This is a genomic window from Pseudomonas sp. ChxA (assembly GCF_030263855.1).
GTDB classification, from domain to species: Bacteria; Pseudomonadota; Gammaproteobacteria; order Pseudomonadales; family Pseudomonadaceae; genus Aquipseudomonas; species Aquipseudomonas fluorescens_CB.
Window position 1 is genome coordinate 5,373,066 of record NZ_JARPMK010000001.1, and the last position, 26,542, is coordinate 5,399,607.

Here is a 26,542-nt window from a genome sequence, read left to right on the forward strand (position 1 = left end):
GGTAAGGCGGCAGGGGTTGGTGTCAGGCTGTGGCTGGGTTGGCGGCAGGCGCGACTTGCTCTTGGGCGCGGGCGACGAGTAGAGCGCTTAGGTCGATGAGTTGTTGGATGCCGAGGATGATGGCGCGGTGCGGGTCTTCGAGGTCGAAGGCCAGGGTGGCGGTTATTTGGTTGGCGGAATCCAGGTGCTCGGCGGCGTTGGCTAGGAGGGTTTCGGTGTCGATGTTGGGGCTGACGGAGAATAGGTTGCCGGGTGGGTGGTCGGCGGGGGCGGCGTTGTTGTCAGATGGCGGTAGGTAATGATGAATAGCTCGTTCGGCCGCTGCGTGAAGCTTGGCGTCGATGGGTGCAGCGTTGTGATCGACATAAGGATTGCGTGATTTGTTAGGCATGGGCGAAGCTCCAAATATTTTCGGGAGTTAAAACGCCTTAGCAATACGGACTTCCACCTCCGGCCGCTGGGTTGTAGCGACTTGAGTAGGCTAGCTACAGAGAGTCACATGGGCAAGCCTAAAAGAGTGTGGGAAAATTCATCGCGACATCGTAGTCTGACTCGATATCCGACCGCTATCTTTCCCACTTGCCATGGGCCAGCCGAATCTGACTCCGAACTGACCTACATGTTTCAGGGCGTAAATCCGGAAATTGACGAAATCATCTGATACGGCAGCAACGTGTAGCACAACCTAAGTCCGGATTTCGGCTATACCGTCAGCCTGAAGCGGGAGAGCACGTTGCTTGTGGACAAGGTTGAAGATTTGGCGGAAAAAATGAGTGCGAATACACAGGCATCCTCACTCAATACTGCGAAAAGAAAACTGGCAAAGAAAAGACGATCACAGCGGTGGATCAAACGAAGCCGAGGAGGTTGCGGTGGTTGTATGCCGGCGAAAAGACTGCAAAGCGGACGATGGATCACTAATTGATACGGCAAAAAATAGTAGCCAATTGTAGATGGCCACCCTACCTCCTCTCGGCTACCATAGACAAAATTTCGAACCGGTACTCACATGTCTGCTTCTCACTCCTTTGTCACTCCTCTTCGATATCCCGGAGGAAAAGGCCGCTTAGGGATCTGGTTAGCAGAGCTTATTGAGCATAACGGCCTACAAGACGGCTGTTATGTTGAGCCGTATGCTGGCGGGGCTGGAGCGGCCGTATTTTTGCTAGTAAATGACTACATTGATCGCATACTAATCAATGATCTGGACCCAGTAGTCCATGCGTTCTGGTGGGCGGTCCTGAATAACACCGACGAATTTATTGAAAAAATCTGGGAAACACCAGTCAATATGGATACCTGGCATGAGCAAAAAGCCATTATCCAGGCAGAGGACTCAAGCAATTTAACTCAGCTCGGGTTTTCAACTTTTTTCCTGAACCGTACAAACCGATCCGGAATTATCAAGGGCGGCGTAATCGGCGGAAAAAATCAGACAGGCAACTACAAGCTCGACGCACGGTTCAACAAAGATGATCTGACATCAAGAATTCGACGGCTTGGAAAATTAAAAGATAAAATCGAGCTGCATAACATTGATGCAATGGCTCTACTTACCACTGAAGATATTGAAATATCTGACAACACATTAGTTTATCTTGACCCGCCATATTTCCAAAAGGGCAGCCAACTATACCGAAACCACTACAAACCAGAAGATCATGCCGCAATTGCGAATACAGTAAAAAACATGAAAACCCCATGGCTAGTCACGTACGACAATTGCGAAGAAATAAACTCGCTTTACTCCGATGCAAAAGGAGCAGAGTTTTCTCTACACTATTCCACGCACCTAGCCCGTCCCAAGGAAAAAGAGGCATTGTTTTATGGAAACATCCATCTAAAATCAATGCCTACAATGAAACGCTGATTAGCTGGCGTCAGGTCCGAGCAACGCACGCAAAAGCGGCGTTAGCTTGTTAGCAGCATCTCGAGCCTCCTCTTGACCAAATACATGCTGATCATTGTGCGCAACCAAGTTTAGTAACCGCTTTGGAACAGCACCTTGGTTAGTTAGTGTTTTACGAAGACTTATGTCTGGAACTGTTAACTCACAGGTTTCAGAAAACCTCAAAAGCTGGTCAAGTGTAGGAATCAAATTTCTATCGCTGCCAAATTTAGCCATACAATCAGGCCACTTGCCAACTTTTTTTATTCTTGCAATAAGCGAAATCTCCAAAAGACTACGCAGCAACAATCCCGTCGCGCAAGCTAAATCCTCGGGAATTATCGTTTGCAGTTCATCAACTAAAGCGAGCGCTTTATCGTTTTTTAGATCGACTTCGAGATCCGTGGGCAGCGCCGTGTACTTAACCTTACGAGGCTTGGGCACCGGTTTCTTCTTAGGAGTGATTTTGGGAATCGGTTGAGAACCATCCGGCTGAGCCGTATCCGGTATTAGATCTTTAGCTGAAGTTTTCCCGTCGATTGGGGACGGTTTTATTTCAAGTGGGAGTGTATCGAGATATGCCTTAACCCCATCCACATTATTCAATGTTCGACTGTTCAACTCAGGTTTTTTCTGGCCGGATAACGGAATAAAGGCATCATATAGGAAGCGCTTCAAAATCGGTTCGATTGCATCCTTTTCCCAGCTAAAAATCATCCATCCTTCCTGGTCAAATGTAATGGAACCAAAACTCTCTTGAGTTGCACTACTTCTTAAGATTCGACGAAGTGCCTCAATAGGAAAATCTTCGAGATTATCCTCGATTATGCTTCTTTCCTCCTGCGTCCAGGAAAGACCCAGAAATAATTCAAACATCCGGGCTTCTTGGATACTTTGCCTTAATTCCGACTCACCCAGCCCTGTCTCATCCATTACCTCTGCGATATCCTGCCCATCAGCGAATGCATTAATAGCAAATCGGCCTTGAGCATATCGAGACCAACGAATGACTGGTGCAGAATTTAGATGCCTGGCTGCTAGCAACTGTGTCGCGGCCAACCGCGATGGAGCAATTACAATCGGAATACGTAAAAAGCTAGGCCTGTATGGTTCAGCATTTACTGCCCATTTTCTAGAAACTCTAGCATGTCGCTCCGGCGCGATATCAGAATTTAACAGCACCTTACAAGCAGCAACACGCCTATTCCCTTCAATAACTATAAATCCTCGTCCACTCTCTTTCCGTATCACGACCACACGCTGGTCTGGGTAAAATCCTGACTTAGCAATTGATTTAACCATTTCACGAACTTTACTAGTATTGAATAATTCGTCGAGAATTTGCGATTGAGATGCGTTGGCCGGCAAGCTCGGCAAACGAGGGTTTCGCGGATCAAGATCAATGCTTCCAGGCGAAACCGATTCAGTTACCCACGCTTCATAGCCCATCAAAACCCCCAACTTTAAATCTTTAAAATTTAAGAAATCTAATAAATATATTTTACGAGGACGTGACGACTAACTCATCGAGATTAGAGTGCACGTAGCGACAATACTTTTTAGTATATCTTCCGAGACAGACAAATAAATTTCAAAACTGTTGCTGCTCCGATTTCCAATCGAAACCAAAACCACTGCTTGGCATTGAAAAGGATAGGTAACTGCAACAGGCGATGCGCTTTCCATAGATAAAATCCTTGGGCAAATGACATCGATCAACAGACGCCTCAGCCCATATGTGGAGCACTTATGAAGTGGATCCTAGCGTCCCTTGCATGCTTGGTCCGTTCTTAACGGGTACAGATTATGCTGGCCGTTTGGCATCGGCAAGGGATTCAATCAAATCCTTGAGGCGCTACTCGACATCCAATAAGCGTTTCTTTTCCTCAGCAAAGCTCAGTACCTCCCGCTCAACCACCTCAGCAAGCGCGCGGAACAGCTCAAGAATGGCATCTTCCTGTTGATTAACGGTTCGCCTTTCAGATAATTCAGCCGAAACACTCCGATGCATAGAGCCTTCGCGTGTCAGCCGCCAATCCAGACTAACATCTAAATGGGTGCATACAGCCGCCATGAAAGATACCGGGGTCAGACTACGATACCCCGGCAGCGAGGTGGAACAAATCACTTCCGGATACACACAGCGACGACCTGCTGATTCAAGCCAGCGTTCCAAGGTGTAAGATGCACCGAACCGTCCACACTCGAGGCTGCCATGACTGGAATATCCCTGAACCTGCCGGAAGACCTGTCCATTTCTCTCGATGACCTAGCCAAAACCAACGGCCAGACTGCGACCTACCTGGCGATGGACGTCCTCCGCGACTACATCGAGCACGAAAAAACGATGACCGCTCAGATAGAACAGGCAGTAAAAGAAGCCGACCAAGGCAAATTCGCCACCGATGACCAAGTGGCAGCAATGCGCGCCCGGCGCTGGAGCCGGAATGCGGGTTGAGTGGCTTGAAAAAGCACTCAAAAATCTGGAAGACGAAGCAAACTATATCGCTCTCGAAAATCCAAATGCAGCTGACGACTTCTCCGGCGCCATCTTCGCCAGCGTAGACAAATTGGCTCAGTTCCCGGCCATGGGCCGTGAAGGTCGGGTCAAACACACCCGAGAATGGGCGGTACCCAACTGGTCCTATCTGATCCCGTATCGAGTACGCGGTGATCGCCTGCAAATTCTTGGCGTATTCCACACCCGGCAACGTCCGCGCTCGAAGTGGTAAAGGCCGCGAAACACGCCCCTCCCACACCCAAGACCCATCCCTGATAAACTGCGCCCCATTCACCCCGCTGACTCAGATCCCCAATGTCCCTACAATCCGCTCCACTCTCCCGCCGCTTCTCCGTCGCCCCCATGATGGATTGGACCTACTAATGCGAATCTCCGCTATTTACAAGGCATACAGCCAATAGCCTTTTTACTCGTACCAGTTTTGTACCAGCACCATCCCCTCACCCGCCGTAAACTTCCGCCCTCACAAGAAAATCTCCTCGCCCCCCCTTAAACGCTTTCATGCGTGCTCGCCATTTGATGCTAGTGGTCCGCACCTGCTCCGAGCACATTTAATCCGACAACCATCCTGCCGTCTCTGTAGCAAAATCTAAACGACCACTTTGTAGTTCCTGTTACGGGCACTGTCGCTGCTATGCTTGTGGGGCATTCTCGAAAGGAGTCGATCCATGTCAGGTGATTATTCGCTGCCGGATGTATTGGAATGGATTTACCACAACCAACTGGCGCTGGAGGCCGCCGTAATGGAGCTTACGCTGTGGGTGGAGCATCGGGGCTCCGCAGAAGTCGGTAATAATGCTCGAGGGGCTCTTGAGGCGATTGGCGAAAATACAGGCCATATCAAACAGGGCCTGGCTCGGCTCAAGGGCATGGATCTCCGCTAGGTTTCAACCAACTCGAAACGACTTTATGGTCGCCCCAAGCAAGCCTAACGATTTCAAATATAACTTTCGATCAGCAGACCACTTTCAGTTAGTCAACATCCTGCTACCTTCCTCTTCATGGAGGAAACACCATGCCAAACTCAGATCTGCTCCCTTCCCTGCTGTTCAAACTCAACGAAAATCAACTTGCCCTCGAAGCCGCCGTCATGGAGCTTTCGAACTGGGTCGAGCAGCGCGGCTCCGCTGAGGTCGCCGATAACGTGCGCGGCGCCCTTGAAGCCATCGACAAGAATGAGGAATTCATCAAGATGACGCTCGCGGTGATGATGGCGCCGGAATGACTGCAATCAGCTATTTTGTTGATCTAGTGATGGGAAGACGAGGCCCCCTCGCCTCTAGCCAACATCATGCCGTGAGGCTATCCTTAGAACTGTATATAAATACAGTTAATGCCCCCCCTATGACCTCGAAAATAGTCGATCTAGAACAGGCCCGATCCGAAAGAGAGGCAGAAAAGCACGAGAGTCTGTGGCAGTTCATCCACCAGCTTCCCCTGGCGTTTTCTGCAGATCATTGTAAAAGAGCAAGGGAGATCCTTGGCTGGAGCGTCGAAGCATTGGCGTTCCGTTCTGGTGCCTCCGTTAAGGCAATCAAAGACCTGGAGGACGGAAAGCAAACCTTACGCCGCGTGACGATGCAGGCCTTGTCATACGCCTTCGAGAACGAAGGATTAATATTCATGCCAGGCTATGCGCCTTCGCGAGGGGAGAACTGCAGAGGCGCAACATCCGACCCGAGAGAAAGGGAGGACTTCCATTTGATCGAATGACCCACAGAGAACAAACCGGGCCACGGTAACAAAGGAGTTCAGTATAGGAATTCGAACCCCTTCTAGCGTGCTAGTAGGCCGCTTCTGCCCAGTGAAGACAACGTTTCAGCACCTTCCCGATGGCCTCATGCGGTCTATGGCGGCCCTGAATTTTCCCTAGTTTTGCCCTAAGCCTGCACTTTAAGCAGGCTGATGGTGAGCGCAGACCTCTTTAGCGAAAAGCTAGTTCGATGATAGACATTACCTCCATCCAGACCCGCAGCGGCTGGCTGTACCTGGCCGCGGTACTGGACTTGTTCTCACGCAAGATCGTGGGGTTGGTCTATGGCTCCGAACATACCTGCCGAGATGGTGTGTAGTGCAATGCAGCTGGCAGTTGCTCAGCGTCAACCGCCACCTGGTCTGATCACCCACTCGGATCGCGGCCCAGTATGCCAGCGCGAGCTACAGAGCGTTGCTGGCGCGAAATGAAATGCCGCAAGGTAACTATTGGGCTACTCAGTTCACTATGCTCAAGAGCGTCAGCCCAATCTGACCCGTGCTGGGATTGGCCCATAGAGTGCCTTTACGTTGACCTGTCGATTGGACGCTGACGTTCCCTGCCATCGCCATAAAGCCTTCGTTGGACAGCAGAGATTATCACCGTAGGTGATCGCGCTCTTATTAGAGTGTTCTTTCACCCTCAACCGGAACCGATCCTATTTCGTAAAACTATGGAAGAATTTTTCGGTGCTTCCTTAATAGCTTGCCGACAGATTAACCCAATTGCTGTTGGACATTCCGTTGTTATCTACCGAGAATCTGTAAGGCCGGCCCTGTGAGTAAGGAAGGTCTACAGCAAGCGAGGTACCCACTTTGATAACGCTTCTTTCCTTGAAAACCTTGCCATCCAGATAGATCGTTACGCCGGCAGTCGCACCGCCACTGGCCACTGCGGTGGCGAGTACTTCAGAAGAAATTCCGATCACTACTGGCAGTGTCTTGCCGGGACTAGTGATAAGGCGCGGCGTTTCCAGATTGAATGAGGTCGGTGTGTCCCCTGGGTGAACAAACAATGTCTTTCTATCGGTATTTTGCCGGACGATGCCGTATTTGTCGCCAAGTACCGGATCACTCACATACTGCCCTAGAGGAAGCAGGTTCGAGGTGTTCTTGCGATACAGTTTTGCGCCGTGGCTGAGATATTTAGCCCAGAAATCTGTATCGAACTCGCCAACAAAATCATAGTTCAGAATGATTTCCGGGATAGTGCAGGCACTGTAGGGGCTTCCCCAGCTGCACACAATGTATTTAGGGTTGTATGTTTGATTTGTATAGGTTTTATCTCCTTTCAGCAACGCAGTGGCAACTCCCGGGGTGATGAGTCCGAGTTCATCCACGATCGTGAATTTCGGGCCTAGTTGCATGCCGAAGGAGCCGGGTTCGGCCATCTCGATAACCGTGCCATCGGGTTCTGCTTTCTTGAGGTATTGAGCAATATCGTAATAAGCCTTGGTGTGTGGGTTCACGTTTTCGCTAGTTAGCCAGAACTTGATATGCGTAATATTGGTAACTAGCAGGACCGCCGCGCCCAATGCAATGAATAAGGCGGGTTTGGCGTTGGCTGTCTGGGTTTCATTGTTCTTGCCGGCAAGCGCACAGAAACCGCAAAAGGCGATTATCATCAACGAAAAAACGGCCGGGATGCCATACCATCTCCAAAACGTCACGTTGATTGAAATGTAAAAGCCGATGCTGATGACCAGAAATACGAGCCAGCATGTTCCGATAAAGGAATGTTGTTTCTCGATGAATGCCTTTGAGGCTGGTTTTTTCGAGCTGAACAGGTTGATGCCGAAAAGAACAACACCTACTAAAATCGCTGCCCGAGCGATCCAGTTGATACTGTCGGACACATAACCGAAGATGCTGTTAAGGTTGTAGGTCGGGAAACCACCAATAAGTATTTGCGCTTTTTTTGCATCCATTGTTCCAGGTGATATGCGGCCGTAGTAACTATAAAGGAAGAGTAACCATGGAATTGCGATCAGGAAAAAGCCACAGGTGAACTGAATCAGGTGTTTGTTGGTGAGTGCGCGTCGTAGGCCAAGATTGTTGAATAGCATATAGGCGCAGCAAATGATCGGTGCAAAGAGCACGGCATCGGGCCTAAAGGTGGTCGCAATGGCTACAATGATTCCCGCAGCAAGCATTTTTTCATAGCTGGCGAGGACAACGCCTACAAAAGCAAGCGCGAGGAACGCATAGGTTTCATGACCTGCGACCTCATTGAATGAATAAGCGGTGAACAAGGATACTGCCAGCCCCAACGTCAGTAGTGCAGATGCGGTGGGGTTACTGCGTCTGGCAGAAATACTGAAAGCGAACAGCGACGTGATTAGCAACGCCAGGGTGGAAATCCCAACTGAAATATTTTGAGTCGACAAGTTCAGATGAAGGGTTGAGGCAAGTTTGTCGAATGTAGCCAGAACAATTGCGTAACCTGCTGCCGTGGTACCGTAATATTTTTCCCCAACGTTAAAAGTCAGGCCGTCACCCTGTGACAGGTGGAAGGCATAACGATAGGTAATGAAAGAGTCATCGACAGAGTAATTCTGATTTCGTAAGTAGTACGCAACCGCCATTGCGATCAATAGTCCGATGACTATGATCGCGCTAATAAGGCCTTTGCGCGCTAATTGCCCCTGACCGCCCATGATGAATCGCTCCCGAAAGAAGTCGTTGAATTAATGAAGTTATGTTTTTTGGATGGGAAGGTCGGTTCGATTCCTGGTGGTCAGGAATAATGCACCGACTCCCACAGCGAACCACAAGGTGGCGAGCCGAATGAGCACTGTTGCAGCGACAGCGTCGGAGCCGGGCATACCCTTCCACACTAGCAAGGCGACCATCACTGCTTCTGCTCCTCCCAGGCCGCCAGGCATGAAGCTCAGGGCTCCGGCAAGCATGGAAACCGAATACACGAAGATGGCAAAAGTCAGCGGTATTTCCGCTCCCATTGCATTCAGTATCGAATAGAAGGCGAACGCTTCGGCGCCCCAGGCCATTACAGTCAGTAGAGTTGCGACCAGCAGCGTCAGCGGTCGGTGGCACAACTGTGCCTCTAACAGAACATTGAGGAGATGACGGGCCAGTGCTTTAAGGGCGCCACCCTCGCGAGGGAGTTTTTGCGCCAGGTACGCAATGAGCTTGCGCTGCGATAAGCCGGTAAAGACCACACCGACCAGTACGACACCCGCGATAATCAATGGAAGCGCTTGCGGGTAAAGTGTCAGGCCGAATAGTGCGAGCAGTACCACAGCAAACAGGTCGTTGAGCCGTTCACTGAAGAATGCCGCAAAGCTTTTTGCATAAGGCACACCCAAAGGTTTAAGCAGTACGCCACGCATGGCTTCACCCGCTTTCCCTGGGGTCGTGGTCAGGGCAAAACCGGACAGGTAAATTTTCAGGCTCGAACGCCAAGGCACCGGGTGGCCGAGCGCCTTGAGATAAATCTGCCACCTGAGAAACCGTATGGCGTAGTTCAGCGAAGACATCAATAGCGCTAGGGTGACACCCAGTAAACCGACTTGGGAGGCTGCATTGACGACTGCCTCCCATCCGCCCCACAAGGAAAATCCCAGATAGCCCAGCGCTGATACAACGATCGACAGAACGACCGCTCTATATCTCCAGCCCGATAGATAAATGCCCTCGCTCAAAGATTCAGCCTCTTGAAGACTGACTGAGGAACACATCGAATGATCAGCATGATCAGTGCCCAGAACCCAGGGGTGTAGAGGACGGCAGTCTTGCGTTCGATACCGGCGACGATGCTCTTGGCCACCTGCTCGGGTTTAGCTACGAGCGCAGCTGGCAACGGCAACCCTTGCGTCATCGGGGTGTCCACAAAGCCGGGTTTGATGGTGATCAGATGTACGCCTGCTTTGAAAAGACGCGCCCTGAGGCCTTCGCAAAAGCTTGAAACCGCAGCTTTAGCCGCGCCGTACAAATAATTGGACGGACGTCCGCGATCACCGGCAACCGAAGAAATAACAGCCAGTGTACCGCAACGTTGGCGTTCAAATTGATTGGCCAGTAGAGTCAAAAGAGCGATTACAGACGTGCCGTTGTTAGTAAACTCCCTGAGCGCCACATCGACATTCTGTTCGCAGACTTTCTGGTCTAGCAGGGTGCCATGGGCGATCAGAGAGATGTCGATCTGGTGCAACGCTGTCAGGCAGCTGTCGATCATCGCTGGATGCGCGTTGAAATCGTTGGCATCCATAGTGTGAATAGTGACGGATTTTGCACCACGAGCACTTAGGTCGGCACGGGTCTGTTCCAGCTTTTCTTCGTTGCGTGCGACCAGGAAAAACTCGCAGCCCTGGGCTGCCCAGATTCTGGCACAAGCGGTAGCAATGGCCGATGTGGCTCCAACAATCAAAACTCGTTTCATTTTGTGACTCGTTTCCAGAAGCGGGACATCAGGGAGGGATCGCGAAGGGCTTCCAGTCGCTCCCAGGCGGGGTAGGCTTGACGAAAATCTTTCCCGCTCATATGCGCATCCTTGGCCGGATAGAGTCGTCCACCAGCTTCGTGCACGATGGCATCGAGACGTGCGAACAGTGGGGCTAGGTGCTTTTTTTGAGGGAAGTCCAAGGCGAGCGACGTTCCTGGAATCGGGAAGGACAGCAAGCCTGGCGAAGTGATTTCCCCGCAACGCTTGAGCACGGCCAGAAAAGATCCTTGGCCTGATTGTGCGATAACGCTGAGGAGTTCGCGGATGGCTACCTCTGCCACCGGCTGAGGTATTACGCATTGATACTGCTGGAAGCCCTGGCGACCATAAATCCGGTTCCAGTGATCAATTCGATCAAGCGGGTAAAAGAAGGGCTCGTAATTCACCCGTTTGCGTGTCCGTTTGACGGGATGCACTCGCCAGTAGGCTTCATTGAACGTGCGTAACGAAAGTTTATTGATCAACGAAATCGGAGGTGTGAACGGCACGAACAACTTACTGCGCTCCTCGACAGTTTGAGCGCCATAGTCAGCGTGATCACCTACAAAAAATACGCCCCGACCGGCTTGCGCCCCTTTGGCCAGGCAGTCAATCCACGCGACACTGTACTCGTGCTGGTGATCCAGTTCCGTGGACAACGCGAAAAAATCCGCCAGGCTGTCAAAACGTACCGCGCTGCTGTCGATCTGACAGGACCTTATCGGTATCAGTTGGATCTCGGCCCAGATGATGACCCCTGTCAGGCCCAGGCCTGCGATGGTGGCGGCGAACAGTTCGGGGGCCTCGACCGGCGAACAGGTCAGCAGGTCCTGATCATGACGTTGCAAACCCAAACGTCGCACATGATTGCCGAAGGTGCCGCGCACATGATGGTTCTTGCCGTGCACGTCATTGGCAATCGCCCCCCCCAGCGTAGCGAACTGAGTGCCTGGTGTTACTGGCAGAAACCAGCCTTGCGGGATGGCAACGGCGAGGATCTCGGCGAGAGTGATGCCTGCTTCGGCCGTTACCACGCCCCGTTGCCAATCGACTTCGATAAAGCGACTCAATGTCCGCATGTGCAGTACATGATCGCTGTCGGCCAGGCAGCTATCACCATAGCTACGTCCATTACCGTACGCCAGGGTGCTACCGTATTCAGTGTTCAGGCGTTCCAGTTGCTGAGGCACCTCGCTTTTCCAGACGCAGCCGTGAGCGGTCTGTGGAATCGCAGGATAAAGGCCCCAAGAAAACAGCGGAGCACTCATGACGCCGCCCAGAACACGAGGCAGAACAACGCCCCTACCACCAGGCTGATGCGGTCGCGTACGGCAAACACAACCGGGTCATCGTGCATTTGCCCGCGGTGGGTGAGCATCCAGATCCGGGTAATCCAGAACAGCAACAATGGGCACGCTAGCCAAATCAGTTGGGGGCGGGCATAGAGCGCGACCGTACCCTGGTCGTGGATATAGAGCGCAAGTACCATCACTGCGAGGTAGCCAGACGCGGCTCCCAAGGACGAAATCATCTCCAGGTCGTCGGGGTAATAACCGCGGCCGCGGGTTTTCTCCGTATGCCCTTTACGTCGGGCGTCACGCAACTCGGCATACCGCTTGACCAGCGCGAGGCTCAGGAACATGAACATCGAAAACGCCAGCATCCAGAAGGTCAGGGCCAGGTCCAGAGCAGCCGCGCCGGCAATAATACGGATCGTATACAGCAATGCCAGCGCGATGACGTCAATAGCCATTTGCCGTTTCAGTGACAGTGAGTAAGCAAGAGTGAGTATGTAATAGGCTGCCAGAACGCCGAAAAACTCCCAGGGAAGCAAGAGCGCCGCACCTGTGAAGGCGGTGATTAATAAAAGGGGAAACGCGATCAACCCGAACTTTATGGACAGTCGTCCCGATGCGAACGGACGATGACGTTTGGAGTGGTGATGTCGGTCGTCTGCCAGATCCAGCAGGTCGTTGAGCAGGTAAACGCTGGAGGCGCACAGGCCAAAAAGCAGGAATGCAATAAGGCTCTGCCAAAGCAGGTTGAAATTGGTCAACTGATGCGCGGCCAACATCGGAGCAAGAATCAACAGGTTCTTCATCCATTGATGAAGACGCAGTGCTTTGGTCCAGTCCTTAATGGCCGAAGGTGCGGTGCGAATGACTTGCTCAACATTACCCTGAGCTCGAGCACGACGCTCGACGCCGGACTCCGGATCCACTACATAGGCTAGTCGTGCTGCAGCCCAGACGGAGACGTCGTCATGGGAGTTGCCGATATAGTCGAAGCCTTGCAAGCCATAATGCTCGACCAGCAAATCACGCTTGCGGTGGGACGACAGATTTGTCTTTTCGTCGGACGCTAGCACTTTGTCGAACAATTTAAGGTGCTCGGCAATACGCTCGGCCAATGAATGATGGCTTGCGGTGGCCAGCACTACAGAACGACCTGCACTGCGGGCGGTTTCGATCAGTGCGATAACTGCCCGATTGTATGGAAGTACGTTGACATCGATATGAGTGGCATTGGCCAGCTTTGACTTCATCGTGGCTTTGCCGTTGGCCAACCATTTAAATGGCTTGAGCAAGTGCAGTGGATGGCTGCGCAAGAAGGCCATACCGGTTTCGAGCAACAGATCGGAGCGCAACAATGTGCCGTCGAGGTCAACGACAAGGGGTGGAGCGGAGCCTGTCACGAGGATTCTTCCCTGAGTGCTGGCCAGCCTTAAGGCTTGTCCCAGCGTATTGAATCGAGGAGAACAGCGCCGCTGGACGACAAACGATCAGAAAGACCAGCAGGTATTCATTAAGCGCGCGAGAATAGCACGAACAGAGCACTTTTCACGAGTTGAAGAGCACTCCGGACTATTTTCTGCCCCTCGCCGGGACTTGGCATCATCTGCAAATGCTCGTGCATTTTCGGGGGCGGCATTGTTAAAAATCTCCTCGGGGATCAATCAAGAGGGACTTAATTTCGCAGGTAGGAGGCACCAAGTTAAAAGCGCCCCCGGTGCCACTATTATTCAGGCAACTTCAATATCAATCTTTTTCCGCCCCAATCAGAGGGGCCGGTCGCCATTGTTTCAAGAATGCTGGAGGCCTTGTACAGGGCAATACGGACTGAAACAGCTCTTACTTCGCAGCTTCTCAGTGTATTAACTACGTTGAATCCGATCGATCACTAACGCCATCGCTTACCGATCTTCTCTGCCTCAGGGGGCAGTGAGATCTCAACGAAATATCTAGAGAACCCGGGGCGATTCATTTCTGCGCGCTGCTACGTGAAATCTGAGCCCAGAAGCCTCTGTCGGAAGTATGGAATTCAATCTCAGACGCGTACTTTTCTGCCGTGAAAACCACGCCCGACTTTTTCAACAGAATCGGCCAAGATCTGCTCGTTATGATAGGCAGCTGTCGGCCCTCTTCCTACTGGACCAATAGTCTTAAAACAATCCTCCCAACTCGGCGGGTTCCCAATTCATGATCACCAGCTCGCGGCTGACCTCAGCCGTTCTTTGCCGCTGGTTGGTATTGCAGTACCGGATGTCCAGCGTCTCAAAGTGAAAGCCTTCAAACACGCGCCGGATGTCCGGGTGATCATTGATGCTGACCATCACCTTGCCTTTGCACCGCCGCATGAAATCGGCCATCCGCTCGTAGTTTTCGAATGGAAAGTCCACGCCATAGCCGGCGGTCTGCCAGTAAGGCGGATCCATGTAATGGAAGGTGTGGGCACGGTCGTAGCGCTCGGCGCAATCAAGCCATGGCAAGTGTTCGACGTAAGTGCCGGACAACCGTTGCCAAGCGGCCGAGAGGTTTTCCTCGATCCGCAACAGGTTGATGGCCGGGCCGGTGGTCGCGGTACCGAAGGTCTGTCCAGTTACCTTGCCGGCGAAGGCATGGTGCTGCAGGTAGAAAAATCGCGCGGCGCGCTGGATGTCGGTGAGGGTTTCGGGGCGGGTCATCTTCTGCCACTCGAATACCTGACGCGAGCTGAGCGCCCACTTGAATTGGCGCACGAACTCTTCGAGGTGGTTCTGCACGACGCGGTACAGCGTGACCAGGTCGCCGTTGATGTCGTTGAGGACTTCAACGGGCGCCGCCTGGGGCCGCATGAAGTACAGCGCGGCACCGCCGGCAAAAACTTCGACGTAGCATTCGTGAGGCGGAAAAAGCGGAATGAGGCGGTCGGCCAGACGGCGTTTGCCGCCCATCCAAGGGATGATGGGAGTAGACATAGAGAGCAAGACCTTTACTGTATGGATAAACAGGTACTAGGCTCGCCGCGCTTCGTGCACGGAGTAAGAGCCTTGGCTGGACTTGCAGGGACGATCTGCAGGGACGGCGGCCGGGCTGGATGTTGACGCATCCAGATCGGTCGCTCTTTTTCACTTCGGTGTTGAGACTTCTTTGGCATAGGCCTGACAGGCCGCCAAGGCGATCAGTCCTTGGTCGCCGGCATCGGTGATGCCGATAATTCGTTGAGCATGCGTTGGGTCAAGTTGGGCTCTTGTGGGGCCATGAACCACGCCGCCGGTGGCGGGGGTGGCTGACATTGCGCAGCCGTTGGCTGAATCGGTGGCGTCGAGTAGGACTGACAGGCGCACATCAGCAGTGGCAAGACGGTCGCGCAGGCGACCTTGATCACGTTGGGCATCGCTCAGGGCTCGGTAATGGGTTTGTTCGCTGGTGGAAAGTCGCTGCTCCAGGGCCAGACGCTTGTCCTGCTCGACACGCTGTTGCGCGGCCGAGGCTAGGGTTAATTGGTTGAGGGTCTCGGTGTGCAGTCGGGCCTGGTCGGCGACTTGCTTACCGTAGCGCCAAGCCTGGATCTGCCAGGCCGACGCGGCAGCACCCCCCGCGACTGCAACCAGTAGGCTGCCGACTACCACCACTCGATACGGCGCAGGGATCAGGTCGACGAGACGCATAACACCGCCCCCGCCCGCTCCCACAGCTGCAGCCGATCAGCCAGGCCGTTGAGGCCGCCGTTGATCTTGCGGGTGATCGCCTCGAACTCGTCCCGATCGGCGAGCGCGTTCAATTCACGGATCCACCAGAACCACGCGGCGGATTCGGCCGCCCACTGCGGCAGTTCGAGCAGTTCAGGGGTGCGCAACAGGCGCTCGTCACCGAACAGCGCCAGGCTGCAGCGTAGGTAGTTGCTGTGGCCGGTGATCTGAATCAGGCCGCGACCGCGATAACGCTGGCCATCCCCATCCGCTTCCGGGGTGTTGCCCAGCTTCACCGCTAAATTGCCGGTGTCGTATTTGCTCAGGTACTGATCGCCCCCCAGTTCACGCACGTACTGCAGTTGACCGGATTCGTGCCCGACCTGCGCGAGGAATGCGGCCTGGCGTTTCGGTGTGTTGATTTGCCGGCGGACCATGGCGGCATTTAGCGCGGATACAAAAACGCCCGCTTGGCGGCGGGCGTTGGGCATGATGCGTTGCAGTTGTTGCTCAGTTAACGGCATTCGCTTGCTCCTGTTTCTGTGACGGAGGACGCTGCTATTGATTCAGCGGCACGACCTTGAGGTCTTGTGGTGGTTTTTTCTTTTTGCCTTTGGCCTTGGCTTTGCCCTGCTGGCCACCGTTGCACTCCACCGTGGTCGACCAGCCGGACTGGGTGTAAACCTGTTCGACCGAGTCCGCCAGGTACTCACCGTCGAGCCCGTCCTTGAAGCCCTGGGCATTGATCGACCGTTCGGCGAAAATGTCCGTGCGCCCGGGCATCTCCAGACGCACAGCGGCGCCGGAGCGATTGAACGCTGCCAAGCGGGCCTTGGCCGCCGCCTCAGCAGCGGTTTTATTGGGGTAGATATGTCGGTCGGTATGCACCGCCGGCAGGCCATCGGGCACGTCGTCGTTGTCCAGGGAAACCACCACCAGCTTCCCGTTTTTCTTGTCCTGGTGTTTGGTCGCCACGGCCTTGTGTGCATTGCGATCCCCCAGACGAAACTGCCAGCGGCTGACATCGCTGCGCGTCAGGGTGATGGAGCCGAAGGCTTTGCCGCTTGCGCTTTGGCCACCCTGGCGTGGCATCACCAGCAGCTTGCCCTCGGCCACCTTGGCCGTGCAGTCGTACTGCTTGGCCAGCCGGGTGAGGAAATTAAAATCAGACTCGTTGAGCTGATCCGCCCGGACCACTTTGGTTGCCACCGGACACCCCGACTGCCAGCCGTTGCGCGCAGCAATGTCGGTCACGATGGTCGACAGCGGCACGTTCTCCCAACTGCCACTGCGGATGGTCTTGCCCGTGCCGCGCATGTCACTGGCCTTGCCCTTGATCACCAGCGTGTCCGGCGGCCCCGAGATCTCGACCTCGTCGACCACGTATCGCCCCATGCGGGCCAGCGACGTTTCGGCGTAACCGAGATAGACCTCGATGGCACTACCGCGTGACGGCAACGTCACCTGGCCATCGCGATCATCGATGCGCAATTCAAACTCATCGGATTCCATCCCGGGCTTGTCCAGGGTGCGCAGCTGGATCAGCCGATCATTGATCAAGGCCGTGATGTCGGCGCCATTGGCGACAATGCGAAACCTGGGGGTCATGGATTTTTTCCAAAAAAAAAACCGCACAAGGCGGGTATGAAAGTAAGGAGCTTGAGTTATCAAGCGGCACGAGTGTAGACCATCAATCCCATAGCGTGACCTGATCCTGCACAGGTGTAGCCAGATCCGGCAGGGTGATCACCACGCCGGCGCGATAGGGTTGCGGCTCATCGGCCAGGCCTTGATTGGCATCCAGCACCGCCTCAACACTGCCCACCAGATGGCCATAAAAGTTATGGCAGATGGTGTCCAGCAGATCCCCGTCAGACGTTCTGCATGTCATCGCCATAGCGCACAAACTCCAGAGTGAACCCTTGTTTACGCGGAATCCCGCCGTGCATCAGCGCGCCCTGCTCTTCCGTGATGTTCTTCAGGCACCAGGTGCCCATGACATCGCCGTAACCTGTGGTCAGGGTTAACGGCTTCAGTTGCGCGCCAATGCTGCGCAAGGTGTCGAGCTGCTTCAATCCGCCCTTGAAGCCCGGGTAAATCGTGCCCTTCAGGGTGATTTTCTCTTCACCAATGCCCACCGCCTGCTGCGCCGGCCGACGCGACAGGCGCTCTTGCGAGGCCCAGCGAAACTCGGTCGACCGTGACAGCTCGTCGAAGGCCGCCGTGTCCAGGTTGAAGTAGTAAGGTGGCGCCTTGGGATCCTGTGGCTGAATGATCAGCAAGTGCGGAAACGGTTTTACTGCCTCCGGCGCCGGCGTGGCATCGGTGGCAAACGCACTGGTGGGGACGATGTTGGCCAGCGACGGGCTGACCTTGCCGGCGATCTTGTTGATCGCCGTCGCCGCCTTGCCCGCCTGTTCCTTCAGCGTCCCCATGCGTTCCTGCACTTCCGCGGCGGCCCGGGTGGCCCGCCCGTAGGTGGCCACCACCTGCCCGACTTTGGTTTGCGCCGCGTCTACGCCGCGCATTACCCGCTGCAGCTTGGCGCCGATTACCGGTCCCACGAACGGGATATTCTCCAGCTCGGACGCGGCACCGGTAATTTCCCGGATCGCACCGTTGACCGGGCCGAGCATGCCGTCCGCACTGCGGCGTCCGGACTCTCCGGCTTCGACCAGGTACTTGAGGCCAGCCTGCAATTGCTCCATGTAAGCCATGGGTTCTCCTTACAAGTGGGGTTCATCGAACAACTGGCTCGACGCGTTCTGTTTCGCGGCGTCGGCCATCATTCGCTGCATGTACGGCATCAAGTCCTGAGCCAGACGCTGTGGATCTTTGACGTCACCTTGCACCGTGACCGGCATGCTCAATGAGTACTGGAACTGCTGATCCACTTTCGTGGGTACCGGTTTCGCTGGCTCCTTGGGTTGGATCGCCACCGCCGCCGGTTTGACCGGTGCCGGCGTCGCCAGTGCGCGGGCGACGTCACCCAAGGCTGGGTTGGGCGGCGCGGAACTGGACGCCATCAGTAGCGCGCCGGGCTCGTTCGCCCCATTGAAAGATCGCCCCATGCTGGCCAAGCTGGGCACCACCGGGCCGGGCCGAGGCGCCATCAACAATGGCGTTGCCGGTGCGGCAGGCTTTTCTTCCTCGCCACCAAACCACGACTTGCCCACGACCCCACCCAATGCGGTGCCGCCCATGCTGCCCAGGTACGCACCGACCAAGCCTCCAATCGCGGTACCGATGATGGGCACCACGGAACCGATGGCCGCGCCGGCCGCGGCGCCGGCCATGGTGCCTGCCAGCGAACCCGCTGCCGCACCGTAACCTTCGGCTTTTTGATCTTTCGTCTCGGCATTCAGGTAAGTGTCGACGGCCATGCTTCCCGCCTCCAGCAACGAGCCGCCCGGGATCACTTTGCCCACCTTGCCGACCTTCCCCACCGTTCCCGCTACAGCCGCCACCTTGGCCATTACGCCACCGGTTGGCGGCAGCGGTACGGGAGGACGCGGCAAGGGAACAGCTGGCCGAGGCAACGGCACCGGCGATGGCGGAACGGGTACTGCAGGTCGCGGCAATGACACCGGCACTGGAGCCACGGGAACCGGAGGTCGCGGCAATGACACCGGTGCCGGTGGCACAGGTACCGGAGGTCGCGGCATTGGCACCGGTGCCGGCAAAGGCATCGGTGTCCGTGGCACAGGTACCGGCGCAGGCGGCCTGGGCACGGACATTGGCGGTCGCGGTACCGGTGTGGCCGGTCGAGGCGCGGGCAGCGGTGGACGGGACGGACCGCTCGGCCTTGGCGGCGTGGCAACCCGACGCCGCCGCGAGGCATTGCGAGGAGCCCCGCGAGCCCGGCGCCGATTCTCAAACGGCCCCCCGCCACCGCCGCCTAGGGCCGCCGCGTTCACCACAAACACTTTCTTGACGCTGCCGTCATCCAGACCGGCTTGCACCTCACCGTCGCCGGTGGCCTCCTTGGCGAGCGACACCACTTTGAGCCCGGTCGCCACCAGATCGAAACCACCGGTTTTCTTACTCTCCTGTCCGTCAGTGGTGTCACTGGCCTCGGGCGCACCCTTGAAGGCCGCGACAGCCTTCAACCCCGTCTCGACTAGGGACAGGGCCTTACCCGCTTTGCCCTTGGGCTCTGCCCCCGTGCCGACCCGGTCTCCCTCCAGCGAGTTGGTGACAAAGACCTTCTGCACTTCGCCGGACCTGCCTTTGCCCAATGTCCCGCGCGCCAGGTTGAGCAATCCCTTGCCGATCTTGAATGAGCTAACCGCCGTCTGCAGCGCGAGCAATCCACCCCCGACCGCCGCAATGCCAGTGACCACGCCGGGCGAGCTGTCCGCCAGCGCAGTAATGCCCTTGGTAACTTTGGTCAGCGCTTCCGCCACGGTATCCGTCACAGGGCGCAAGGCGTCGCCAACGCTGCGCATGGCGTCGTCCATCGACTGCGCCATTTCGGCCCACTTCTGTGACGACGACTCACGCCGCTCGGCCAGGTTTTTGTCGAGGATGCCTGAGGCTTCGCGCGAATCGTTTTTCAGCTGGCTGTACAGCGCCTTGTTCTGCAGGTAGGCCGAAAGCGCGGCCTTGACCTGCATGTCGGCGAACAGGTCGCCGGTGCGCAAGGCCTCCTCCAGCGACGCCATCATGGCCTTGGCCTTTTCCGGATCCGCCTCCTGGCTGATCTTCGACGTCGCTTCGGCCATCAGCGCCGCCCGTTTCGGGTCGGTGACCTGAATGTACTTCTGCGCCAACGCCATGCTCGATTCCAGCGTCGACATGCCGTTCTGCAAACCGGTCTGCATCGAGCCCTTGTAGTCGATGCCGGCCTTTTTGTAGGCCTCCACGGTGTCGGTCGAACCGATCTTGCCCATCCAGTTTTTGAGGTTGTTCGCTGCCTCGTCGGCACCGCCGGCGGTTTTCATCTGCACCTGCAGCATCGCGCCCAGCTGCGTCACCGCGTCCATGCCGGTGATGTTCAGGTTGCCCATGTTCGACAACAGCTCGGGGAACCAGCGGGCCATGTCGACCGCCTCGAAGCTGCCAGCCTGTCCCTGAAAGGCAATGGCTTCGAGCGCCTGCTGCATCTGTTTGGCGTCGGTGATCTTGGCGTTCTGCCCGAGCGCGTTGATCATCTTCGCCGTGTCGGCGCCGTTCGAGCCCTGGCCCACGGCAAACTTGGCCGCAACCGGCGCATACTCCAGCGCCTTGGCCAGGTCCATGCCGGCCCCCACCAACTGGTTGACCACGTCGGCAACGTCATTGCGCGCCATGCCGGTGTCGCGCGAAGTCTCGATGATCTTCTGCGACACCTGCTTTTCTTTCGGATCGTTGGCAATCCCGGCCTTGATCGCGATGTCACGGACAATGGCCCCGAAGTCGGCACTGACCTTGGTCGCAATGCCCACCGTCGCCACCCCGGCCACGGCCTGACCGACCGTGCTTTTCATCCCGGCCTTACCGGCATCGATCTGCTGGTAACCCTTGGCCTTGAGTTCCGCCTTATTCGCGGTCTGGCCGAGGGATCGATAGGCCTGGTCCAGCCGACCGACCTCGATGCCCTGTTTCTTCAGGCTGTCGAGGTTGGAATTCAGGCGACCCAGCAGTTTGGACGCCCCAGCGGCGCCGCTGTCGTGGGCCTTTTTCCATTCATCACGCAGGCGAATGGTGTCGCCAATCGTGCGCTGCAGCACCCGCGCCTTGTTGCCTTCCGCTTCCAGACGCTTGATGCGCCCGGTGACCTCATTGAACGCGGCGCCGACCGTAGGACTGACGGCACCGCCGATCACCAACCCGAGGGAGAGTTTGTTCGCCATGTCATGGCTCCCCTGTGTAGAGCATTACCGGAAGCGGCTCAATCCGTGAGCCACCAGACCATCTCGGAAAACGGCATCGACTGAATCTCAGCGGCGGAAAATCCGGTGTCCGCCGCGAGACGTTTCGCCACCATCTTCATCACCCCCGGATCAAACCCCGTCGTCTTGCTCCAGGCGAAAATAGCCGGCCTGCAGGCGGTTGTAGTCCACCACTTTCAGGCCCTCCAGGTCAGCGATAGCCGCGCCGGCCAGTTCGGCGAACAGCACCAGTTCGCGCTGTTCGTCGTCACCACCTGCCGCCCGATCCGCCGCCCGCACTTCGCGCACCGTGGGCGAACGCAGGGTCAGTGTGTCGATCTGCACGCCGTTGACCTCGCTCGGGCGCGACAGGCTGACCACCGCGTTTTCGGCGGTGACCGACAACCAGGCGGGGAGCGTTTTCGAATAGTCGGCATGCGGCACCAGGTTCGAATAGGCCGTCTGCAGGCGGCGATAGTCCACCACCTTCAGGCCTTCCAAATCTTTGAGGCCCGCCTCGGCCAGGCTGGCGAACAGCTGCAGCTCGCGCAGTTCGTCATCGTCACCGGCGGCGCGATCAGCGGCACGGACTTCGCGCACCAGCGGCGCACGCAGCACCAACGTATCGACCTTGACCCCATTGACCTCGCTCGGTCGCGAAAGGGTGATCACCGCACGATCCGTGTCGATCGACAGCCAGACCGGCAGCTTATTTGCAGTTTGCATGGTCATCCGGATCTATTCCCTTAGAGGCCGAGTGCGGAGCGCACTTCGGCGAGCTGGTCTTTGCCGTCGATTACCTGAACACCGGCGATCATGTCGATTTCGTACATCACGCGACCGTCGATTTCGAGCTTGTAGTAAACCGGTGCAATGGCGTGTTTGATCTCCGCCGGATCACCGGCCTTCCAGTCCCCCAGGTCGACCTCTTTCAGCAGACCCCGCAGGGTCGCCACGACCGCCGTCACCGCGCCCTTGTGGCCGCGGAAGGCGCCACGGAACGACGCGTTGAACGCCGAGCCATCGGCCAGACCGAAGTGCTTCAGCGACTCGCGACGCACACCTTTGGTGACAAAGGTCGCCTCCATCTTTTCCAGGCCCTGGGACATCTCGATGGCACCGGCCATGCCGCCGGCCCGGTACTCGTCGGTTTTCACCGTCAGCTTGGGCAAGGTCAGGCTCGGCACGTCGCCAGCAAAGTTCACGCCGTCGACGAACAGGTTGGTGTTAAACAAAGTTTGAGGGATCATCTAGCGCGCTCCTTAAGCGTCGAGGACTTCGGTCAGCCACTGGTTGGTGACTTCGATCAGGAAGTTCGGGTTTTCCGCTGGCGGCACGTCGGTGAAGCGGATGCGCCAATACACTTTGCCCTGCTCGATCTGGCTGGCGGTGTTGAGCTCGGTGTCGGCGAACACTTCGAAGTTGATGATGGCGCCGGCGTTTTTCTGGTCGCGCATGAACGCGTCCAGGCCTTCGGTCACTTCCTTGACGTAGGTCTTGGTGATCGAGCGGTCGACCGCCCATTTGTGCCCTGCCTGGATTGCATCCATGAGGATGTCGCAGGTGCGCACGCGGGTGACAAAGGCCCACTTCGGATCGCTGGAACAGGTACGGTTGCCCCACAGGCGATAGCCGCCGTCGCGGATGATCGTGGCGATGTTCGCGCCATTGAGCAGGTTGGCCCGGCAGGTCTCGTCGCCGTCCAGGTACTCAATCGGCCGCGTGGTGCCGGTGATACCGACAAATTCCTTGTTCGACGGCGACGCCCAGTAGCCGTAGTTCGCATCGGTCCAGGCAAACAAACCGGCGGTCCAGGCCGAGCCCGGCGCGTCGACCGTGGCACTTTCCACCGTGCTCCAGAACTGCACGCCCGGATCGACCAGGAAAATCCGCTTGCTGCCGAAGTTCTCGGCGTATTCCATCACCGCTTCATCGGTGGTGTTCGGTCCGTCGATGATGGCCATTGCGCGCAACTTGCCAGCCAGGCTGTCCATGGCGGTGGCCACGGCCTGGGTCGCCGAATGCCCTGGAGCAATCAGCAGTTTTGGTTGGGCGTTGTGCACGCTCTTACCATCCAGCAGCGCCTGCAAACCGGTCCGCTGCCCCGAGGCCAACACACCACCAATGATGGCCGAGGTTTGCAGCGCCAGATCCTCCAGCTTGGGCACACCGACGGCGACGATCACCGCCTTGGCCCGTGCGTAGATCGCCTGCGCCGCTCGGGTAATGGCCGAGTCAGCACCGAAGGCCGCAATGGCTTCGCGCTCGGTGGTGATCAACATCAACTCGCCGGCCTTGGCCGTGCCACCGCCGAGCAGGCCGGGGGTGAAGGTGTCGCACAAGCCAATGATCGACGACGACGGCAGCGCAATGGTCCGCGCGCCGTTGTCGATCAGCGAGGTCGTGACGCCATGGAAGAAACCACTCATAAAGGTCAATCTCCAGAAATGGAAAAGCCCCGCATTCGCGAGGCTGATGGTTGTGGGTGTTGCGCGTAACGGAAAAGAAAACGCCCCGTCAGTGCGGGGCGTTTATTGGGTTTGCTCGGCCAGCCAGGGCGGCGCGATCGGGCGATGATCGATTAGCGGGAACTCGCCATTTTCCGGCCAGTCGCGCAATTGCCGGCGGTAGACTTGCAATTCGGCGTATTGCTCGACCGTGAGCGTGGTCGCGACGCCTTCCTCCAGCTCGTCACGGTGCCGGGTGACAACACCGTCCGTGGCGGTCAGCTGGACATCACGCCAGGTGCGCTCGGTGGTGGCCTGTTCCTCCGGCGACGGTGGCGGCGGATCGATCAGCACCGGGTAGCCATCCGCATCAGGGTAGACCAGCTTGCCATTATCTTGGGCCGCCGTTAACTCGGCATACAACTCATCCGTAAGCTCTTTTGCACCCTCTGGAATGGTACAGCCAGGGCTGCCGATTTCACCGTGGATACGAGGATCAAAAAAACCACCCCTTGTTTCGTTGACGCGGCAGTAGTACATGGCCATTTATTAATACCCTATAGCAACATAATCAAACTGATAGTTTGCATTGGCGCCTCTTAATATCTGCGCTCCCATACGATCTCGCCCCTGATGGTTGTACACCCCTACCGTTCCATTCCACCCGGTCATGATCAGGGCGACACAGGCCACCGGGAAGGCGACGGGAAACGTCAAAGGTATTGAGGTCGCAGTCGAGGCGTTGCTGAGGCTGCCTGTTTTAGCCGACAAGCCCGGCATCTGCTGGCTGGCGGCAGATGCCCCTAGAACGAACGCAAAGTCTGCGTTGCTCCCAAGGCCGGCGGTGGAGGCCGTAACCACCCACTGATCGGCCGAATTCGCCATCAGCCGGGCCGACTGGCCAGACTTGATAATAAAGGTTGAACCGTAATCGCCGTCCGGCTCCTGAATGGTCGCCCCGCCACTGGTCGCCAGAGTTCCCATGATGGAAGTTGCAAACACATCGAACCCTCCGCCAATCGGAACGCCGAGGCTGCCAGGCGTTGGGAGGGTCAAAGTGAAGGGGCCGGCCGAGCCCAGCCAGAGAATTTTGCCAATGTCCGTCAATGTTAACGAACGCGAGGCAGTAACAGCCGCATTCCCGCGAGGATTCCCCAGCGCCCGCTGCACAAACTCAGCATTGACCAGCACCTGGCCGGTGGCGAACTGCGGTGGCGTCGGACAGGTTGGCGTACCCAGAAAGGCCGGCGAGTTGATCGGCGCAAAGCCTTGGGTCACGTTCTGAAAACTCAGCGCCGTGGTGCCGACCACAATCACCCCATCGGTGACCAACTGCCAACGGGTGTCGGCTTGCGTGGCGCCCTGCTCGACCGACGTCAGCAGCGCCGACGTCACCTCGGCATTGGTGTCGGCATCCGGCGCCCGCGTCCAGACCGCCGCCGCTGCCAGGTAAATGCCATTGTCTTTGGCCACGGCCTGACTTTTCACCAGCACGCGATCACCGGCGACCAAGGCAACCGCATCGATGGTTTGAAGCCCGGCCAGCGCGATGTTGGCCGTGGTGGCCACCCGCACCGACTGCTTGCTGTCGAGCTTATACAGCTCTTCCATGATCCGCGTATCAACGTAGTCGCGGGTCGCCAACACCACCGCCGGGTCAATCTTCAGTGTGATGTTGCCGGAACTGGCGACGATGAAATTCATCCGCACCACTTGCGTGCGGCCGGAGCCTTGCGACAGCACCGGCTTGAAGCTCGGCGCACAGTTGGCCACCGCCACCAGATCGCCCGCCGCGTCGTACAGACCTATCTCGCGGATCCAGCGCCCGCCCACATCGGCCGGAATAATCTGCTCGGCGATGATCACCGCCGCATTGACCGGGTCGACCCGCACCTGATTCAACGGCTGGCGGCGCCACTCGTTGATTAGGCTGGTTTGCGCCGCGCTGGGGATCGGGTCGGTGTTGTTGGCATCGCCCACGCCCATTTGGGTGAACTCCAGGGGAACGCCGAGCGCGGTCGCGTTTGCCAGCTTGGCCATCCCCACATTCGTGAGGATCGCAAAAAATTGCGAATTCGCATCAATCATAATAAACGTCCAGGGTGTCTATGGAGTGTTCACGGCCAACCACGCCGAGGGTGCCGCTGACCTCGATGTCACGCATCACCGGCGGGTAAACGTCGATTTCGTCGCCTTCGTACACGCTGACCGCGACGTTCAAAACGCCTTGGCTTTCCAGGCTGATCGCCAGGCCCGTCAGATGCCGGGTCACCGGCTTGGCGTCGTCAATCAGGCGCTCAAGCTCCTGATACATTTCCTCGGTGATCCCGGTGTCCAGCACGCCGACCTTGAGCGCGAAGGTGCCCGGAACCCCCTCCGGCACCGTGTTGAACCACTCGATAATCTCGATCAGATAGCCCAGAGGTTCGACCACCCGGCGCAAGGCGCCGATGGTCCCTTTGTGGGCATGAACGTAGTAAGACGCCTTAATGGCCGCGCGCTTGACCGCTTCAGTCCACCGGTAATCCCAGCGATCAACTGACCAGGCCCACGCCAGGTGCGGCAGCAAATGCACCGGACAGGTGTCGGCGTTGTAGAGCGTGCGCAGCGGGACAATGGTTTTTTCGTAGAACGCCGCCTCCAGGGCGCGCTCCAGGGGCGTGCTATTGCTCGGCAGTAGACTGTTCATG

The 26,542-nt window shown here is 56.7% G+C and carries 27 protein-coding genes and 2 pseudogenes; 7 read left to right on the top strand and 22 right to left on the bottom strand.

Features of this window, described 5'->3' with window-relative positions:
• Positions 1 to 22: 22 nt before the first annotated feature.
• On the bottom strand, positions 23 to 391 hold the full coding sequence (locus P5706_RS24075) for a DUF6124 family protein (protein ID WP_285682219.1): 369 nt from the start codon (positions 389 to 391) through the stop codon (positions 23 to 25).
• A gap of 618 nt (positions 392 to 1,009) precedes the next feature.
• Between P5706_RS24075 and P5706_RS24085 the strand changes: the two genes are divergently transcribed.
• Complete coding sequence (locus P5706_RS24085; protein WP_285682221.1) at positions 1,010 to 1,870, top strand: DNA adenine methylase; 861 nt, start codon at positions 1,010 to 1,012, stop codon at positions 1,868 to 1,870.
• Here P5706_RS24085 and P5706_RS24090 read toward each other — a convergent pair whose 3' ends face one another.
• Positions 1,871 to 3,337 carry a ParB/RepB/Spo0J family partition protein gene (locus P5706_RS24090; RefSeq protein ID WP_285682223.1) on the bottom strand — a complete coding sequence of 489 codons (1,467 nt, stop codon included), beginning with the start codon at positions 3,335 to 3,337 and terminating at the stop codon, positions 1,871 to 1,873. It abuts the gene before it with no gap.
• Positions 3,338 to 3,743: 406 nt separating this feature from the next.
• A complete protein-coding gene (locus tag P5706_RS24095) occupies positions 3,744 to 4,064 on the bottom strand; it encodes a hypothetical protein (protein ID WP_285682225.1) in 321 nt (106 codons plus the stop codon).
• 39 nt (positions 4,065 to 4,103) lie between these two features.
• On the opposite strand from P5706_RS24095, the gene P5706_RS24100 reads away from it, so the two are divergent.
• From P5706_RS24100 to P5706_RS24125, 6 genes and pseudogenes are all read left to right on the top strand, one after another.
• Complete coding sequence (locus P5706_RS24100; protein WP_285682226.1) at positions 4,104 to 4,346, top strand: CopG family ribbon-helix-helix protein; 243 nt, start codon at positions 4,104 to 4,106, stop codon at positions 4,344 to 4,346.
• Positions 4,336 to 4,620, top strand: coding sequence for a type II toxin-antitoxin system RelE/ParE family toxin (locus P5706_RS24105; RefSeq protein ID WP_285682228.1), 285 nt, complete (start codon positions 4,336 to 4,338; stop codon positions 4,618 to 4,620). The genes P5706_RS24100 and P5706_RS24105 overlap by 11 nt, the downstream gene beginning before the upstream one ends.
• A 457-nt stretch (positions 4,621 to 5,077) precedes the next feature.
• Complete coding sequence (locus P5706_RS24110) at positions 5,078 to 5,293, top strand: hypothetical protein (protein WP_285682230.1); 216 nt, start codon at positions 5,078 to 5,080, stop codon at positions 5,291 to 5,293.
• A gap of 131 nt (positions 5,294 to 5,424) precedes the next feature.
• Positions 5,425 to 5,634 carry a hypothetical protein gene (locus P5706_RS24115; RefSeq protein ID WP_285682232.1) on the top strand — a complete coding sequence of 70 codons (210 nt, stop codon included), beginning with the start codon at positions 5,425 to 5,427 and terminating at the stop codon, positions 5,632 to 5,634.
• A complete protein-coding gene (locus tag P5706_RS24120; RefSeq protein WP_285682234.1) occupies positions 5,631 to 6,122 on the top strand; it encodes a helix-turn-helix domain-containing protein in 492 nt (163 codons plus the stop codon). Before P5706_RS24115 ends, P5706_RS24120 begins: the two co-directional genes overlap by 4 nt.
• A 236-nt stretch (positions 6,123 to 6,358) precedes the next feature.
• Positions 6,359 to 6,585, top strand: a pseudogene (locus P5706_RS24125) (DDE-type integrase/transposase/recombinase); the annotation flags it as partial.
• 274 nt (positions 6,586 to 6,859) lie between these two features.
• On the opposite strand, the gene P5706_RS24130 reads toward P5706_RS24125, so the two are convergent.
• From P5706_RS24130 to P5706_RS24220, 19 genes and pseudogenes are all read right to left on the bottom strand, one after another.
• Positions 6,860 to 8,818: a putative hexosyltransferase gene (locus P5706_RS24130; RefSeq protein WP_285682236.1), complete on the bottom strand. Its 1,959-nt coding sequence runs from the start codon at positions 8,816 to 8,818 to the stop codon at positions 6,860 to 6,862.
• Positions 8,819 to 8,857: 39 nt separating this feature from the next.
• Positions 8,858 to 9,823 (bottom strand): lysylphosphatidylglycerol synthase transmembrane domain-containing protein, encoded by a 966-nt coding sequence (locus P5706_RS24135; RefSeq protein WP_285682238.1) that lies wholly within the window; start codon positions 9,821 to 9,823, stop codon positions 8,858 to 8,860.
• Complete coding sequence (locus tag P5706_RS24140; protein ID WP_285682240.1) at positions 9,820 to 10,560, bottom strand: SDR family oxidoreductase; 741 nt, start codon at positions 10,558 to 10,560, stop codon at positions 9,820 to 9,822. Before P5706_RS24140 ends, P5706_RS24135 begins: the two co-directional genes overlap by 4 nt.
• Positions 10,557 to 11,870: an FAD-binding oxidoreductase gene (locus tag P5706_RS24145; protein ID WP_285682242.1), complete on the bottom strand. Its 1,314-nt coding sequence runs from the start codon at positions 11,868 to 11,870 to the stop codon at positions 10,557 to 10,559. The genes P5706_RS24140 and P5706_RS24145 overlap by 4 nt, the downstream gene beginning before the upstream one ends.
• Positions 11,867 to 13,324, bottom strand: coding sequence for a UbiA family prenyltransferase (locus P5706_RS24150; RefSeq protein WP_285682822.1), 1,458 nt, complete (start codon positions 13,322 to 13,324; stop codon positions 11,867 to 11,869). Before P5706_RS24150 ends, P5706_RS24145 begins: the two co-directional genes overlap by 4 nt.
• A 720-nt stretch (positions 13,325 to 14,044) precedes the next feature.
• Positions 14,045 to 14,839, bottom strand: coding sequence for a DNA adenine methylase (locus tag P5706_RS24155; RefSeq protein ID WP_285682244.1), 795 nt, complete (start codon positions 14,837 to 14,839; stop codon positions 14,045 to 14,047).
• Positions 14,840 to 14,989: 150 nt separating this feature from the next.
• Positions 14,990 to 15,532 carry a lysis protein gene (locus tag P5706_RS24160; protein WP_285682246.1) on the bottom strand — a complete coding sequence of 181 codons (543 nt, stop codon included), beginning with the start codon at positions 15,530 to 15,532 and terminating at the stop codon, positions 14,990 to 14,992.
• Complete coding sequence (locus P5706_RS24165; RefSeq protein ID WP_285682248.1) at positions 15,514 to 16,077, bottom strand: glycoside hydrolase family 19 protein; 564 nt, start codon at positions 16,075 to 16,077, stop codon at positions 15,514 to 15,516. The genes P5706_RS24160 and P5706_RS24165 overlap by 19 nt, the downstream gene beginning before the upstream one ends.
• A 34-nt stretch (positions 16,078 to 16,111) precedes the next feature.
• Positions 16,112 to 17,161: a phage late control D family protein gene (locus P5706_RS24170; RefSeq protein WP_285682250.1), complete on the bottom strand. Its 1,050-nt coding sequence runs from the start codon at positions 17,159 to 17,161 to the stop codon at positions 16,112 to 16,114.
• Positions 17,162 to 17,243: 82 nt separating this feature from the next.
• Positions 17,244 to 17,450 carry a tail protein X gene (locus P5706_RS24175; protein WP_285682252.1) on the bottom strand — a complete coding sequence of 69 codons (207 nt, stop codon included), beginning with the start codon at positions 17,448 to 17,450 and terminating at the stop codon, positions 17,244 to 17,246.
• The gene (locus P5706_RS24180) at positions 17,425 to 18,270 is read right to left on the bottom strand and encodes a phage tail protein (RefSeq protein WP_285682254.1); all 846 of its coding nucleotides are present in this window, start codon (positions 18,268 to 18,270) and stop codon (positions 17,425 to 17,427) included. The genes P5706_RS24175 and P5706_RS24180 overlap by 26 nt, the downstream gene beginning before the upstream one ends.
• 9 nt (positions 18,271 to 18,279) lie before the next feature.
• Positions 18,280 to 21,387 (bottom strand): phage tail tape measure protein, encoded by a 3,108-nt coding sequence (locus tag P5706_RS24185; protein ID WP_285682256.1) that lies wholly within the window; start codon positions 21,385 to 21,387, stop codon positions 18,280 to 18,282.
• A gap of 150 nt (positions 21,388 to 21,537) precedes the next feature.
• Complete coding sequence (locus tag P5706_RS24190; RefSeq protein ID WP_285682824.1) at positions 21,538 to 21,849, bottom strand: phage tail assembly protein; 312 nt, start codon at positions 21,847 to 21,849, stop codon at positions 21,538 to 21,540.
• Positions 21,850 to 21,861: 12 nt separating this feature from the next.
• Positions 21,862 to 22,137, bottom strand: a pseudogene (locus P5706_RS24195) (phage tail assembly protein); the annotation flags it as partial.
• Positions 22,138 to 22,151: 14 nt separating this feature from the next.
• Positions 22,152 to 22,655 (bottom strand): phage major tail tube protein, encoded by a 504-nt coding sequence (locus P5706_RS24200; RefSeq protein ID WP_285682258.1) that lies wholly within the window; start codon positions 22,653 to 22,655, stop codon positions 22,152 to 22,154.
• Positions 22,656 to 22,667: 12 nt separating this feature from the next.
• Positions 22,668 to 23,834 (bottom strand): phage tail sheath subtilisin-like domain-containing protein, encoded by a 1,167-nt coding sequence (locus tag P5706_RS24205; protein ID WP_285682260.1) that lies wholly within the window; start codon positions 23,832 to 23,834, stop codon positions 22,668 to 22,670.
• Positions 23,835 to 23,936: 102 nt separating this feature from the next.
• Positions 23,937 to 24,398, bottom strand: a complete 462-nt coding sequence (locus tag P5706_RS24210) for a phage tail assembly chaperone (RefSeq protein WP_285682262.1) — start codon at positions 24,396 to 24,398, stop codon at positions 23,937 to 23,939.
• Between the two features lie 3 nt (positions 24,399 to 24,401).
• Positions 24,402 to 25,940 (bottom strand): phage tail protein, encoded by a 1,539-nt coding sequence (locus P5706_RS24215; protein WP_285682264.1) that lies wholly within the window; start codon positions 25,938 to 25,940, stop codon positions 24,402 to 24,404.
• Entirely contained in the window at positions 25,933 to 26,541 is a 609-nt protein-coding gene (locus tag P5706_RS24220) for a phage tail protein I (RefSeq protein ID WP_285682266.1), read from the bottom strand. Before P5706_RS24220 ends, P5706_RS24215 begins: the two co-directional genes overlap by 8 nt.
• Position 26,542 lies beyond the last annotated feature (1 nt).